The organism is Dyadobacter sp. 676 (genome assembly GCF_040448675.1).
Classification (GTDB): Bacteria; Bacteroidota; Bacteroidia; order Cytophagales; family Spirosomataceae; genus Dyadobacter.
This window is the reverse complement of sequence record NZ_CP159289.1, coordinates 6,654,461-6,667,925: the sequence shown is the minus strand read 5'-3', so window position 1 is coordinate 6,667,925 and position 13,465 is coordinate 6,654,461. Positions and strand designations below refer to the sequence as shown.

The 13,465-nt window shown below is 51.7% G+C and carries 11 protein-coding genes and 1 pseudogene; 10 read left to right on the top strand and 2 right to left on the bottom strand.

The window, feature by feature from the left end; genetic code table 11:
• Positions 1–102: 102 nt before the first annotated feature.
• Positions 103–561, top strand: a complete 459-nt coding sequence (locus tag ABV298_RS29305; protein ID WP_353719674.1) for a hypothetical protein — start codon at positions 103–105, stop codon at positions 559–561.
• Between the two features lie 3 nt (positions 562–564).
• Here the strand turns inward: ABV298_RS29305 and ABV298_RS29300 are convergent, their stop codons facing one another.
• Entirely contained in the window at positions 565–1,791 is a 1,227-nt protein-coding gene (locus tag ABV298_RS29300) for a class I SAM-dependent methyltransferase (protein ID WP_353719673.1), read from the bottom strand.
• Positions 1,792–1,907: 116 nt separating this feature from the next.
• On the opposite strand from ABV298_RS29300, the gene ABV298_RS29295 reads away from it, so the two are divergent.
• The 8 genes and pseudogenes from ABV298_RS29295 to ABV298_RS29260 all read left to right on the top strand — a co-directional run bounded on the left by ABV298_RS29295 (position 1,908) and on the right by ABV298_RS29260 (position 7,884).
• The gene (locus ABV298_RS29295) at positions 1,908–2,372 is read left to right on the top strand and encodes an SRPBCC domain-containing protein (protein WP_353719672.1); all 465 of its coding nucleotides are present in this window, start codon (positions 1,908–1,910) and stop codon (positions 2,370–2,372) included.
• Positions 2,373–2,757: 385 nt separating this feature from the next.
• Positions 2,758–3,162, top strand: a complete 405-nt coding sequence (locus tag ABV298_RS29290; protein ID WP_353719671.1) for a DUF2147 domain-containing protein — start codon at positions 2,758–2,760, stop codon at positions 3,160–3,162.
• A gap of 111 nt (positions 3,163–3,273) precedes the next feature.
• A pseudogene (locus ABV298_RS29285) lies at positions 3,274–3,444 on the top strand (LLM class flavin-dependent oxidoreductase); the annotation flags it as partial.
• Between the two features lie 28 nt (positions 3,445–3,472).
• Positions 3,473–4,288, top strand: a complete 816-nt coding sequence (locus tag ABV298_RS29280; protein ID WP_353719670.1) for an MsnO8 family LLM class oxidoreductase — start codon at positions 3,473–3,475, stop codon at positions 4,286–4,288.
• 36 nt (positions 4,289–4,324) lie between these two features.
• Positions 4,325–5,272, top strand: coding sequence for a YafY family protein (locus ABV298_RS29275; protein WP_353719669.1), 948 nt, complete (start codon positions 4,325–4,327; stop codon positions 5,270–5,272).
• A 67-nt stretch (positions 5,273–5,339) separates the two neighbouring features.
• Positions 5,340–5,864 carry a DinB family protein gene (locus ABV298_RS29270; RefSeq protein ID WP_353719668.1) on the top strand — a complete coding sequence of 175 codons (525 nt, stop codon included), beginning with the start codon at positions 5,340–5,342 and terminating at the stop codon, positions 5,862–5,864.
• A 47-nt stretch (positions 5,865–5,911) separates the two neighbouring features.
• The gene (locus ABV298_RS29265; protein ID WP_353719667.1) at positions 5,912–6,469 is read left to right on the top strand and encodes an NADPH-dependent FMN reductase; all 558 of its coding nucleotides are present in this window, start codon (positions 5,912–5,914) and stop codon (positions 6,467–6,469) included.
• Between the two features lie 128 nt (positions 6,470–6,597).
• The gene (locus ABV298_RS29260) at positions 6,598–7,884 is read left to right on the top strand and encodes an O-acetylhomoserine aminocarboxypropyltransferase/cysteine synthase (RefSeq protein ID WP_353719666.1); all 1,287 of its coding nucleotides are present in this window, start codon (positions 6,598–6,600) and stop codon (positions 7,882–7,884) included.
• Positions 7,885–7,971: 87 nt separating this feature from the next.
• Here the strand turns inward: ABV298_RS29260 and ABV298_RS29255 are convergent, their stop codons facing one another.
• On the bottom strand, positions 7,972–10,068 hold the full coding sequence (locus ABV298_RS29255) for a S9 family peptidase (RefSeq protein ID WP_353719665.1): 2,097 nt from the start codon (positions 10,066–10,068) through the stop codon (positions 7,972–7,974).
• 501 nt (positions 10,069–10,569) lie between these two features.
• Between ABV298_RS29255 and polA the strand changes: the two genes are divergently transcribed.
• Entirely contained in the window at positions 10,570–13,458 is a 2,889-nt protein-coding gene (gene polA / locus ABV298_RS29250; protein WP_353719664.1) for a DNA polymerase I, read from the top strand.
• The last annotated feature ends 7 nt before the right edge of the window (positions 13,459–13,465 follow it).

Below are 13,465 nucleotides of genomic sequence, written 5' to 3'. Positions count from 1 at the left end.
TAAGATGAATGCATACAGGAATAAAAAACCATGCCCTGGGCCATTTTCGGAACTTTGCGGGGCGCTTTTCCGCTTTCCCAAAAGCAATTACATCAATTGACTATGGCTGTACTTATCGTTCTGATCGTTAGTTTTCTGGCGAGCCTGGGCATTACCTGGGCCGCTTCCGGCGAACCTGCCACCATTCTGAGCGGAAACATTGCCATGTGCATTATGCTCCAATTCACCGCATTAGGCCATTTCAAATTTCCCCAAGGCATAAGAATGATGATCCCTCCTTTCGTTCCCTTCAAAAAAGCGACGGTCTTCATTACCGGTTTGCTGGAAATCGCCGCCGGAATCGCGCTGCTTTTTCCGGCCATGCGGCATCCGGCGGGAGTTTTCCTGGTGCTGTTCTTCATAGCCCTTTTACCCGCGAACGTTTACGCTGCCATGCACCGTCTCGATTATCAGAAGGCAACCTATGACGGCAAAGGTCCGGCCTATCTGTGGTTCAGGATTCCCATGCAGCTCTTCCTGATTGCCTGGGTATGGTATTTCTCGATCCGGCAGGGGATGTAAGCGTTATTTTCGTTCGAGCAGGGCCATATAGAAGCCGTCGAAGCCATCGCGCGCGACGGAGGTACGGTGCTCGGATATAAAATGCCACTGTGCGCCGTGCCGAAGCAGGAATTTTCGCACCTGGTCTTCCGACTCGGATGGCAGGATGCTGCACGTCGCGTAAACCATTTTACCGCCCTTTTTTACCATTCCTGAATATTTTTCCAGAATGTGGGCCTGAACATTCCTGATCTTGTCGAGAAAGTCCGGTTTAAGCTTCCATTTACTGTCGGGATTTCGCCGCAGGACACCCAGTCCCGAACAGGGGACATCCAGCAGCAGGCGGTCGGCGGTTTCGGAAAGTTTCTCAACTATTTTATCCGAAGTGATGAGCATCGTCCGCAGGTTGGTAACCCCGTTTCGCACTGCGCGGCGTTCGAGTTCCTGTAATTTGTGGTGTTCGATATCCATTGCCACGATCGAACCGGTATTGCCCAGCAATGCGGCCAGATGCAGGCTTTTCCCTCCTGCGCCTGCACAGGCGTCGATCACCGACATGCCCGGCTGCACGTCCAGATAGGGAACTATTAGTTGTGAACCCGCGTCCTGCACCTCGAAAAGGCCGTTTTTAAAACTTTCGAGTCCTGAAACATTCAACCGTTTTTTCAGAATGATCGCTTCCGGAACACCGGCCACGGTTTCTGTGAGTTCATATCCAAGTTCTTCACGCAGCGCATGGACGTTTGTTTTCAACGAGTTGACGCGCAAAAACAGGGGCGCTGTGTTATTCAGTGCCGCCAGTTCGTCGGCCCATTGCCTCCCCAGCTCCGCTTCGCCGATTTCATCCAGCCAATCCGGAACCGACTGTGCTATCTTTCTGGTCCGGGCCCCTTCCTCGTACCGCTGCCTGACCGTTTGCGGGTCGATCCCCTCCAATTCCGGCCATTCGGGCAGGCTGTCCCGGACGTCGTTACCTTCGAGATGTACGGGCCGGATAATTTGCCAAACGGCTGCCAACCGCCAGAAATCTTCGTTTTCGATGGCCTTTTCCACCCCGGCGACGTATTTGACGAGCCTCCACCAGCGAACGATCTCATACACATTCCCGGCAATGAATGCCCGGTCGCGCGCGCCCCATTTCTTGTTGGATTTCAATAGTTGTTCGACAACCCGGTCAGCCTGACGGTTCCTGATAAAAATGTCCTGCAATGCCTCCACCGTGGCGGCAATAAGTCCCTTATGTAGTTTCAAAGCTTCGATTTCAAATGTGAACAGACGGCAAAATTGGCGATGGATCGGCTACAAAGCAAAAAAGCATTTGGAAGGGCATAGTTTTTACGTCTATTTTCCTAAAACCGGACCATATTATGGAAGCGCAAACGACCATTATCTGCCCACCTGACCTGACGTCCCGGCCGCTGGGCGTCACCGTGCAGAAGGTGATTAAGCTGTTGCCACGAAAACTTTTCAAAGCCTGGACTACCGAAATGGACCTATGGCTGGCCGCTCCCGGTTCGTTCCTGGGAAGGCCGGAGCCAAACACGCCTTTCTATTTCGAAACCATGCATCAGGGAATGCGGCACCCGCATTACGGCCGCTTCCTGTACCTGGAAGAACCCGGACGTATCGAAATGACCTGGGTAACCGGCCAGAGCGGAACCGACGGAGCGGAGACTGTGCTGACTGTGGAGCTTTCGCCGCACGAGGACGGCACATTCCTGCGACTCACACATGCCGAATTCCTCCACGAAGCGGCGCGAAAAAGTCATGAAGATGCCTGGCCGGCGATATTGGAGCAACTTGAAGAGCGGATGTCGCGACCTGCAGACTGAACGGAGCCCGACGGTCGTTCCGGAAAAAAACGGTTCCGGATTTTGATCGGTGCTTGTTGTCTTGGAATAATTCTGTTTTGTAATCCCGCCAACTGTCGTATATTGTCACACCAACTAATGTGCAGGATAGGATTTTAACAGGTGAATTAGGTTCGCTAAAATAGCCTAACAATGTTAAATCTTGAATCTATCATTGTTAAATAATCAACCGTAGTTAAAATTATTGCCAAATGCATCAGAATAAGCTATTTAAGTTTAACAACTATTAACAGCGTTAAATTTTATAAAAATTTGGTTTGTATATTTTCAAGAGCCCCGAGAAGCACCAGATAACCCCGACTCAGCCTTATAAAATGTATAAAATACTTTTTACCATATTTTTTTTATGAGTTTCATGTCCGCCGAATCGCAAATTATCGTGGCGGATAAGATCGTCGGCGAGTGGATCAATGAAGAAAAGGACACCCGCATCGAGATTTACAAAAGCGGCGAGGAATACTTCGGACGATTACTTTGGGCAGAAGACCTTTTTGAAGCCGACGGCAAAACTTCCCGCAAGGACATACACAACTCCAATGAAAAGCTCCGGGGACGTAACCTGCTTCATGTGAACCTGCTAAACAATTTCGTCTTTAGCGAAGACATTTGGGACAATGGAAAGATGTACGACCCCAAAAGCGGCAAAACATACAGCTGCCTGATTAAGCTGCGAAAGGAAAAGATGGAGGTCCGTAGCTACGTGGGGATTCCGTTGCTGGGCAGAAGCACGTATTGGGACCGGGTTCCCTGATCTCCCTACCCCGCCACCGAACGTTACTATCCCTGCGGAAAGGACATTTTCGAACCCGAAAGTGAATACAAAAACGCGGTGGTGTGTTATGCTTCAAATCACGCATTAACTATGAAGCATTTCAAGCTCGGCATTCTCGACCAATCCGTTGTAAGACACGGGTCCGGCGTCCGGGAGGCCATTCAGGAAACGATCACCACGGCCAGGCTCGCCGAGGAACTCGGTTACAGCCGCTTCTGGGTTTCAGAGCACCACAATTCAACCTTCATCGCGGGTTCCGTACCGGAAGTGCTGATGGTTAAGCTGGCTGATGTTACGAGCCGCATCCGCATCGGTTCCGGGGGGGATTATGCTGCCGAATCACAGCGCATTGAAAGTCGCGGAGAACTTCCGGATGCTCGAGACGCTTTATCCCGGCCGTATCGATCTCGGTATGGGCCGCGCACCCGGCACCGACCGCATTACCTCCTCGCTGCTTAACCCGTCCAACGATTTCAGCGAAACCAGCTACCTGCGGCAACTCGAACATCTGCAGCATTTTTTCAGGGACACTGCCGGAACCGAACGCGGGTTTATCTACGCCACGCCGCAATCGCCTACCATTCCCGAGCAATGGATCCTGAGTTCGAGCGGCGGTAGCAGCAACATCGCGGCACGTTTCGGAATGGGGCTGGCCGTCGCCAAGTTCATCAATGGTTTCATAAAACCCGACGTCGTGGAGGAATACAAGCGGAATTTCCGTCCCTCCGATCAGCTCGAAAAACCCCGGGTAATCATCTCCGTATTCACCTTATGCGGCGAAACGGAGGAAAAGGCCGCCGAAATGCGCAAAATGATGGATTACGTTCTGGTGGAGTTCGAGCGGGGCAAGTTCGGGCCGTTTCCCGACCCTGAAACGGTGCGGAAATACCAATTCAGTTTCGGCGAGCTCGACCGCATCCGCTACAACAGTGGCCGCATTGTTTCGGGAACGCCGGAATCCGTGAAGGAACAACTTACCAGGCTGGCCATCGATTTCGAGGCGGACGAAGTGATGGTATCGACCATGGCCGACACCTTCGAAAACCGCATCAGATCGTTTCAACTGATTTCCGAAGCATTTAATTTGAGAGAACCGGTTCTTTAACCTTAATTTGTGCCGGAAATTCCTTCACCGACACTCATGAACCGTTTCGACCGCATTACTGCCATTCTTATTCAGCTCCAATCCCGCAAAATTGTCAAAGCCCAGGATCTGGCGGAGCGTTTCGAGATCAGTCTGAGGACGGTGTACCGCGATATCAATTCGCTTGCCGAGGCGGGCGTACCCATTATCGGCGAGGCAGGCGTCGGCTATTCCATCATGGACGGCTATCGCCTGCCTCCTGTTATGTTTACCAAGGAAGAGGCGCGCACATTCATTACGGCAGAGAAGCTGATGGAGAAATTCACCGATTTCTCCACACAGTCGCATTACCAGTCGGCCATGTACAAGATCAAGGCGGTGTTGCGCAGCACGGAAAAATCGATGGTCGAGAACCTTGAAAACCATATCGAAGTACGCAACAGGCCCCGCGCGTTTCACCAGCCGAACAGCAACACGCTCGACGTTCTGCTTAAAAGCATTTCCGAACGGAAAATCGCCAGGATCCTTTATGTGGCATTAAGTGCAGCAGAGCCGGTGGAACGGATCATCGAGCCCGTAGGCGTTTACCATGAAAACAATTATTGGTACACCATCGCATTCTGTCACCTGCGCAACGATTACCGCAACTTCCGGTCCGACCGCATCCTGCAATGCGACATTACCGACCGGCCGTTCGTACATCAGCATGCCCCACTGAAAGATTTCATGCACGACAGCTGGGAGCACGAGAACATGCGCCTCGTGCGCATCCATGTGGAAAAACGTGTGGCGCGTTACATTCGCGAGCAGCGGAATTATTACGGGTTCTCGTCGGAAGTAGAGCACGGCGATATCGTGGAGATGACTTTCCTCAGCCCTTCGCTGGAAGGTTTTGCCCGATGGTACCTGATGATCGCACCGGAGGCCAGTATCGTTGAGCCGGAAGCGCTCAAAACGATCGTCAGGCAGCTTACCGAAAAAATTTCGGAAAATTTGAGCCGCTGACGCTTCCTGTTGACAATGGGTTGTCACAAGCATATGTTTTCTTTGTAATGTACTAAACAAAGCAGCTATGTCAGCCACAATTGAAATTCCGAACGCAGAAAAAAGTTTGGCCTACGCGATGAAAAATTTCGCGGATTACAACCATTGGGCCAACTGCACCCTTGTCAACTGGCTCCGTACAAAACCGGTTGAAATCCTCGAATCCGAGCTGAAATCGAGCTTTTCGACCATCCGGCTGACACTCATCCATATCCTCGAAACCCAACGTTACTGGTTATCGATCATGAACCCGGATGCCGATTACAGCGGCTATGGTTTCGATGGAGACCTCGAAACGACCTTCGATACGCTTATAGCACAATCTCAGGAGCTTGCGGAATACGTGGAAAGCCTCTCCTGCGAGCAAATCCAGCGCGAAACACTCGTTGAAAGCCAGTGGTTTCAATGCAACTTCCCGAACTTCGAATACATTATGCATGTGGTTAACCATACCACATACCACCGGGGGCAAATCATCACCATGGGCCGCAACCTGGGCTTTACCGACGCACCGATGACCGATTATAACTTTTATAATGTCATGGCTAAATAAACCGGCAGCCGTGGAAACCAGTCCGTCCCTGTTTTTGTAATGCCCGTATGAAACGCATTCACATTCTGGGAATATCCGGGAGTCTCCGCGCCGACTCCACCAATACCATCATTCTGAAAACCGTTGGGACCCTGTTCCCGTCCGACGTCACTTTTGAGATCTTCGAAGGCCTGGGCGAAATCCCGCATTTTAGTCCCGGACTGGATAGTCCCGGACTGGATAGTCCGGGACTTACTGACAACCAGGCCCTGGCACGCTTCAAAACCGCAATCGGGCAAGCCGACGGGGTTGTTATCTGCACGCCTGAATATGCATTCGGCGTCCCGGGGACGCTCAAAAACGCGCTGGACTGGACCGTTGGCACCGGCGAGTTCAACGACAAGCCCGTATCGGCCATCAGTGCTTCTCCGTTAAATACCGGCGGAAATAATGCCCTGGCATCGTTGCTTCTGACACTTACCGCACTCGGCACGAGAAAAAACGAGGCTTCTTCGCTATCCATCCCTAACGTGAAAGGCAAAATCTCCGCCGGACAGGTCACGGACAAGCATACAATAGAAGCGTTGCGGGAGCAATGCGGTAACCTGCTGAGGCTGATTGGTTAAGGGCAGTAATCGTCCGACTTTCCAAAATCCAATTTATTATTCGGCAAACAAAAGACTATAAATTTTATAGACTAATATCGTTTACTTTGATACATTTGGGTTTTATCCACTTAAAACGTTCTACCCAAATGAAATTTGAAACATTGCAGCTTCATGCCGGCCAACAGCCCGACCCGACGACCAATTCCAGGGCCGTGCCTTTGTATCAGACCACTTCCTACGTATTCAACAATGCCGAGCATGCCGCAAACCTGTTCGCATTGAAAGAGTTCGGCAATATTTACTCCCGCATCATGAACCCGACCAACGACGTTTTCGAAAAACGGATAGCGGCGTTGGAAGGCGGCGTAGCTGCGTTGGCGACGGCTTCGGGGCATTCGGCACAGTTTCTGGCCATTAACAATATCACCACCGTAGGCGACAACTTCGTAACGACTTCGTTCCTGTACGGCGGTTCCTACAACCAGTTCAAAAATTCGTTCAAAAACATCGGTGTGGAAGCGCGTTTTGCCGATGGCGACGATGTGAGCAGCTTCGAGAGGCTGATCGACGACAAAACGAAGCTTATTTACCTGGAAACGATCGGCAACCCGAGCTATTCCGTACCCGATTTTGAAGCATTCTCGGCGCTAGCAAAGAAATACGACCTGCCATTGATCGTCGATAACACATTCGGTGCGGCCGGGGCCATTTTCCAACCTATCAGGCACGGTGCGCATGTGGTGGTGCAGTCGGCTACAAAATGGATCGGCGGGCATGGCACGTCCATTGGCGGGGTAATTGTCGATGCGGGTACTTATAACTGGGGCAACGGCAAGTTCCCGCAGTTCACAGAGCCTTCACCGAGCTACCACGGCCTTGTTCTGAACGACGTCTTCGGCATTGGCGGGCCGTTCGGCAATATCCAGTTCATCATCCGCGCCCGTGTGGAGGGCCTGCGCGACTGGGGTCCTTCCCTGTCGCCATTCAATTCGTTCCTGTTCCTGCAAGGGCTTGAAACGCTCTCGCTGAGAGTGGAACGCATTGCCGAAAACGCGTTGAAACTGGCGCAATGGCTCGAAAAACATCCGAAAGTTGAGAGCGTAAACTATATCGGCCTGGAAGGCAACAAATACCACCAGCTTGCTAAAAAGTACCTTACCCGCGGATTCGGCGGTGTTCTCTCGTTCTCGCTCAAAGGCGACAAGAAGACAGCCGAGCGGTTTGTAGACAACCTGAAACTGATCAGCAATCTCGCGAATGTAGGCGATGCCAAAACGCTGATCATCCACCCCGCCTCCACCACGCACTCGCAACTATCTGATCAGGAGCAACTTTCGGCAGGCGTATTACCCACCCAGCTCCGCATTTCCGTCGGTATAGAGCATATCGACGACATCATTGCGGATGTGGAGCAGGCGATCACTGCGCTTTAATGAGTGAATGAGCCGCCGTGGAACGGAGAATGAGTGAATGAGCCGCCGTGGAACGGGGAATCATTCACTCGTTCAATCACTCACTCATTAAATTAAAACGCTATTCGCCCCCCCCTCCAACGCGAACATAAACGCAAACTGCAAGGCAATCTCCTTCAAATAGTCAAACCGCCCCGAAGCGCCTCCGTGGCCGGCTTCCATATTGGTCTTTAACAGTAGCACATTCTTGTCCGTTTTATGCGCGCGAAGGCGTGCCACCCATTTTGCGGGCTCGAAGTATTGCACCTGACTGTCGTGCAAGCCGGTGGTTACGAGCATGTTGGGATAATTTTTTCGCTCGATATTGTCATAGGGAGAATAGGACTTCATGTAGTCATAGGCGTCCTTATTTTTTGGATTCCCCCATTCATCGAACTCGTTGGTCGTCAAGGGAATGCTTTCGTCCAGCATGGTCGTCACGACGTCCACAAAAGGCACGTCCGCTATGATTCCCCGCCACAGATCGGGGCGCATGTTCGCGACCGCCCCCATCAGCAATCCGCCGGCGCTCCCCCCTTCGGCAAACAAATGCGCGGGCGATGTATATTTCTCCCTGATCAGAAACTCCGCGCAATCGATAAAATCATTGAATGTATTCTTCTTTTTGAACATTTTGCCATCCTCGTACCATTGCCGCCCCATCTCCTGTCCCCCGCGTATGTGCGCGATCGCGTATATGAACCCGCGGTTGAGCAGGCTCAGGCGCGTACTGCTGAACGCGGCGTCCATACTATTGCCATAAGAGCCGTATGCGTAAAGCAGAAGTGGCGTTTCCTCGCTCCTGACGGTAGTTTTCTTATAAACCAACGAAATGGGTACTTTCACGCCGTCGCGTGCTTTCGCATACAAACGTTCCGTCGCGTAATCTTCGGGATTGTAGCCGCCAACCACTTCCTGTCGCTTTTTCAGCTCCTTTTCGCGGCTTTCCATATGATAGTCGTACACCGAACCGGGTGTAGTGAGAGACGTGTAGACGTACCGTAGATTCGAGCTGTTGTACTCGGGATTAGAGCCGGCATAAGCCGTGTAGGCAGGTTCACCGAAGTCCACGTAATGCTCCGCATTTGTATGGATATTGCGGATGCGAAGCTGCAAGAGTCCATTCCTGCGTTCTGTGACCACCAGGTAGTCCCGAAAAACGTCGATGCCCTCGAGGAGAACGTCCGGACGGTTTGGGATTACTTCCTTCCAGTTCCCGACGCCCGTTTGGTTTACCGGCGTTTCCATTAACCGGAAATTCAGAGCATCCTTGTTGGTGACGATCAGGAACTTGTCCCCCTGATGGTCCACATCGTACAGCACATCCTTGATCCGTGGTTGAAATACTTCGAACTTGCCCTCGGGATTGTCGGCATCAAGGATAAGGTATTCGGACGACATCGTGGCCGACGACGCGATCACGATGTATTTCTCCGATTTCGTTTTGCCAACACCGATATAATTGCTCTTGTCCTTCTCGTGGTAAACAACCACGTCCTTCCGGGAATCGGTGCCCAGTTTATGGCGCTTGATCTTTTCGCTGAGCAGGGTTTTCGGGTTTGTAGCGGTGTAAAACAGCGTTTTGTTATCATTCCCCCATTCCGAGCCGCCGCTGGTCGGGTAAATCTTGTCGGCCAGATGCTCGCCGGTTTCCAGGTTTTTGATGTAAAGGGTGTACTGGCGCCTTGAAACGGTGTCGACCCCGTATGCCATCAGCTTGTTATCGGGACTCACATTGAAACCAACCGCGGAATAGTAAGGATGCCCTTCGGCCATTTTGTCGACGTCGAGAAGGACCTCTTCTACCGCTTCCAGCGAGCCTTTCTTGCGGCAATATTTAAAGTACTGCTCGCCCTCTTCGCTGCGGGTGTAATACCAATACCCGTTGCTGAACACCGGCACCGACTCGTCCTTTTCCTTGATCCGGCCTTTCATCTCCGCGAACAGCAACTCCTGGAACTTCGTCGTACCGGCCATCATGGTGTCGGTGTAAGCATTCTCCGCATTCAGGTATTCCACCACCTTGTCGGCGTCGGGTCCCTCCCGAAAGAAATCGGCCATCCAATAATATTCGTCGTTGCGCTTGTCGCCATGCATTCCGGTTTCATGGTCTTTCTTTTCTGCTACCGGAGGTGTGGCTCGCGGCCATTGATATGCTTCTTTCACTGGTTTATTTTGGTTACAAGAAAAAATGATAACGGTTAAAAGTAAGAAAATAATCCTCTCGGGCGGGAATAGGCTGCTATTCAACATATTACTAACTGGTCGACGAGTAGTCTGGCGGTCAGGTATAGTCATTAGGTTGATACTTTTAATAAAGCAATACATTTTAATTGTATTTATACTTTTAATTCTTTTAATACATTATTTAATATTAAAATATAATACTTTTTATACTTTGATATATGCCATTAATATCAACAGAACAGTAATATATAATACTTTTAATACAAACGTCATTTATTTAAAGGCTTATACTTTTAATATGAATACCTTGTAGTTAACCCCTAGAAAGTACGATTCTTTTAAAAAGTATAAAACTTTTAATACACACTAAAAGATTTAACCGGCTGATACTTCCGTCGTAAATCAGGAAAAAACCGTCGGGCAATCCTTTTCCGTCGTGGTAGTTGCATTATATTTGAGTTTCGATCATAAACTTACCTCATGGAAAAACCCGTTCACAAGCTGTTTCTGCTGGACGCGATGGCACTGATTTACAGGGCGCATTTCGCATTCATCAAGGCGCCACGCATCACTTCAAAGGGACTGAATACCAGCGCCGTTTTCGGCTTTACCAACACACTGCTCGAAGTACTTCAAAAAGAGAAACCGACGCACATCGGCGTCGCGTTCGACACCGCCGCGCCTACCTTCCGCCACGTGCAGTTCGAAGCTTACAAGGCCCAGCGCGAGGCGCAGCCGGAAGATATTACCGTGGCAATCCCCCTGGTGAAACGCCTGCTCAAGGGCATGTGCATCCCTATTCTGGAAATGGATGGCTATGAAGCCGACGATATCATCGGCACCATCGCCAAGGAAGCGTCGAGGGAAGGCTTCGAGGTTTTCATGATGACGCCCGATAAAGACTACGGGCAGCTGGTCGAACAACACATTCACATATACAAGCCCGCATTTCTCGGCAAAGGCGCGGAAGTACTGGGCGTCCAGGAAATACTCGACCGCTGGCAGATCCGGCGTATCGACCAGGTTATCGACATCCTCGGCCTGATGGGCGACGCCGTCGATAATATCCCGGGCATTCCGGGCGTTGGCGAGAAAACCGCCCAGAAACTCATCCAGGAATATGATACGATCGAAAACCTGATTACGCATGCCGACGAGATCAAAGGCAAACTCGGCGAAAAAATCCGCGAAAACTTCGATAAAGCCGTGCTAAGCAAGCAATTGGCGACGATAGATTGCAAAGTACCGGTGCCATTCGATGCCGAGGACCTGACGGTTTGCGCCCCCAATGCCGAACTCATCGCCGAGCTCTTCGACGAACTGGAATTCAGAACCCTGAAAACACGCATCCTCGGCGGCCCCGCGGGCGCTCCTGCCCCGGCCCAACGGGCGGGTACGGCTTCAGCCCCGCAAGCCCGCAAAAGCGCCAAGGGCCAGTTGGATATTTTCGGTAACCCGACGGAGGAAATCGGCCAGCAACCGGCGGTCATCAGCGGCGACCTTGCCGACGGCGAGCTTACCGAGGACACCGAGGGTATCCGCATCCCGACGTCGAAACGGACCATCGACAACACCTTCCACCGCTACCATACCGTGGACACGCCCGAGCTCATGACCAGCCTGGCGCATTACCTCAGCTTGCAGGACGCATTCTGCTTCGACACCGAAACCACTTCGCTCGATACCATCGACGCAGAACTTGTGGGGCTTTCGTTCTCCTATCTCGCGGGTGAGGCTTTCTACATTCCCGTTCCGCCCGACCGGGAACAGGCCCAAAACGTCGTGGAGCATTTCAGGGCGGTTTTCGAGAATGAAGCCATTGAAAAAATTGGTCAGAATATCAAGTACGACATACTGATCCTTAAAAATTACGGCATCGAAGTACGCGGTAAGCTAAGCGACACGATGCTCGCGCATTACCTGCTCGAACCGGACAAACGCCATGGAATGGATATTCTGGCCGCTGCGTACCTGAACTACGAGCCGGTGTCGATCACGACCCTTATCGGTAAAAAAGGGGGTAAGCAGGGCAATATGCGGGATGTAGCGATCCCGGAAATCACGCAATATGCCGGCGAGGATGCGGATATTACTTTTCAGCTCCATTCGATTTTCAGCCGCGAGTTGCCGAAAGTAAATGCCGCGAAGCTGTTCAACGAAGTGGAAATGCCGCTGACGAAAGTGCTCGCTTCGATGGAAAATACGGGTGTGCGGCTGGATATCAACGCATTGAAAGAAATGTCGGCCGTACTGGAGTCCGACCTCCGCCAGGCCGAATCCGAGATTTACGAAGCCGCCGGCCAGTCGTTCAACATCAGCTCCCCGAAGCAGCTCGGCGAAATCCTCTTCGAGAAAATGAAGCTGATCGAAAAGCCGAAAAAAACCAAAACCGGGCAATATGCGACAGGGGAAGAGATCCTTTCCGAACTGGAAGCGAACCACCTCATTGCCCGCAAAATCCTCGACTACCGGGAGTTGCAGAAACTCAAATCGACGTACGTGGATGCATTGCCTACCATGGTGAGTAGCCGGACCGGCCGCATTCATACATCCTATAACCAGGCAGTTGCGGCTACCGGGCGATTGAGCTCCACCAACCCGAACCTGCAAAATATCCCCATTCGCACGCCGCGCGGCCGCGAAATCCGTAAGGCGTTTGTCCCCGATTCGGATGAATTCCAGATCCTGTCGGCCGACTACTCGCAAATCGAACTGCGCATTATGGCGGCTTTCAGTGGTGACGAAAGCATGACGGAGGCCTTTAACCAAGGCCGGGACATCCACGCAACCACGGCCAGCAAGGTATTTCAAGTTCCGCTCGAAGAGGTAACCCCGGATATGCGCCGGAAATCGAAAATGGTCAATTTCGGGATCATTTACGGCATTTCGGCATTCGGCCTCGCGCAACGACTGGGGATTCCGCGTGGGGAAGCGAGTGAAATCATCCGCGCCTATTTCGAAGAATTTCCGGCTGTGAAAAGCTATATGGACAAGGTGGTGAACGACGCCCGTGAGCGCGAATATGTCGAGACGATCCTCGGCCGCCGCCGCTACCTGCCGGACATCAATTCCCGTAACCAGACCAACCGGGGCTATGCCGAACGAAACGCCATCAATGCCCCTATCCAGGGCTCGGCGGCCGATATGATCAAGGTTGCGATGATCAATATCCACGATTTCATGGAAAAAGAGAAGCTGAAATCGCGCATGATCCTGCAAGTGCATGACGAATTGGTCTTCGACGCTCACCGCGACGAAATTCCGCTCCTGAAAGAGAAAGTGGACGAGCTCATGCGAAACGCAATCCCGATGGCCGTGAAAATGGAAACCGGTATCGGAATCGGCGCAAACTGGCTGGAAGCACATTGAGTTAAGG

Excerpts from the sequence above, each read along its gene's own strand:
- ABV298_RS29305 (WP_353719674.1), top strand. The coding sequence starts at position 103 with ATGGCTGTACTTATCGTTCTGATCGTTAGTTTTCTGGCGAGCCTGGGC.
- ABV298_RS29295 (WP_353719672.1), top strand. The coding sequence starts at position 1,908 with ATGGAAGCGCAAACGACCATTATCTGCCCACCTGACCTGACGTCCCGG.
- ABV298_RS29265 (WP_353719667.1), top strand. The coding sequence starts at position 5,912 with ATGAAACGCATTCACATTCTGGGAATATCCGGGAGTCTCCGCGCCGAC.
- ABV298_RS29275 (WP_353719669.1), top strand. The coding sequence starts at position 4,325 with ATGAACCGTTTCGACCGCATTACTGCCATTCTTATTCAGCTCCAATCC.
- ABV298_RS29290 (WP_353719671.1), top strand. The coding sequence starts at position 2,758 with ATGAGTTTCATGTCCGCCGAATCGCAAATTATCGTGGCGGATAAGATC.
- ABV298_RS29260 (WP_353719666.1), top strand. The coding sequence starts at position 6,598 with ATGAAATTTGAAACATTGCAGCTTCATGCCGGCCAACAGCCCGACCCG.
- ABV298_RS29280 (WP_353719670.1), top strand. The coding sequence starts at position 3,473 with ATGTTACGAGCCGCATCCGCATCGGTTCCGGGGGGGATTATGCTGCCG.
- polA (WP_353719664.1), top strand. The coding sequence starts at position 10,570 with ATGGAAAAACCCGTTCACAAGCTGTTTCTGCTGGACGCGATGGCACTG.
- ABV298_RS29270 (WP_353719668.1), top strand. The coding sequence starts at position 5,340 with ATGTCAGCCACAATTGAAATTCCGAACGCAGAAAAAAGTTTGGCCTAC.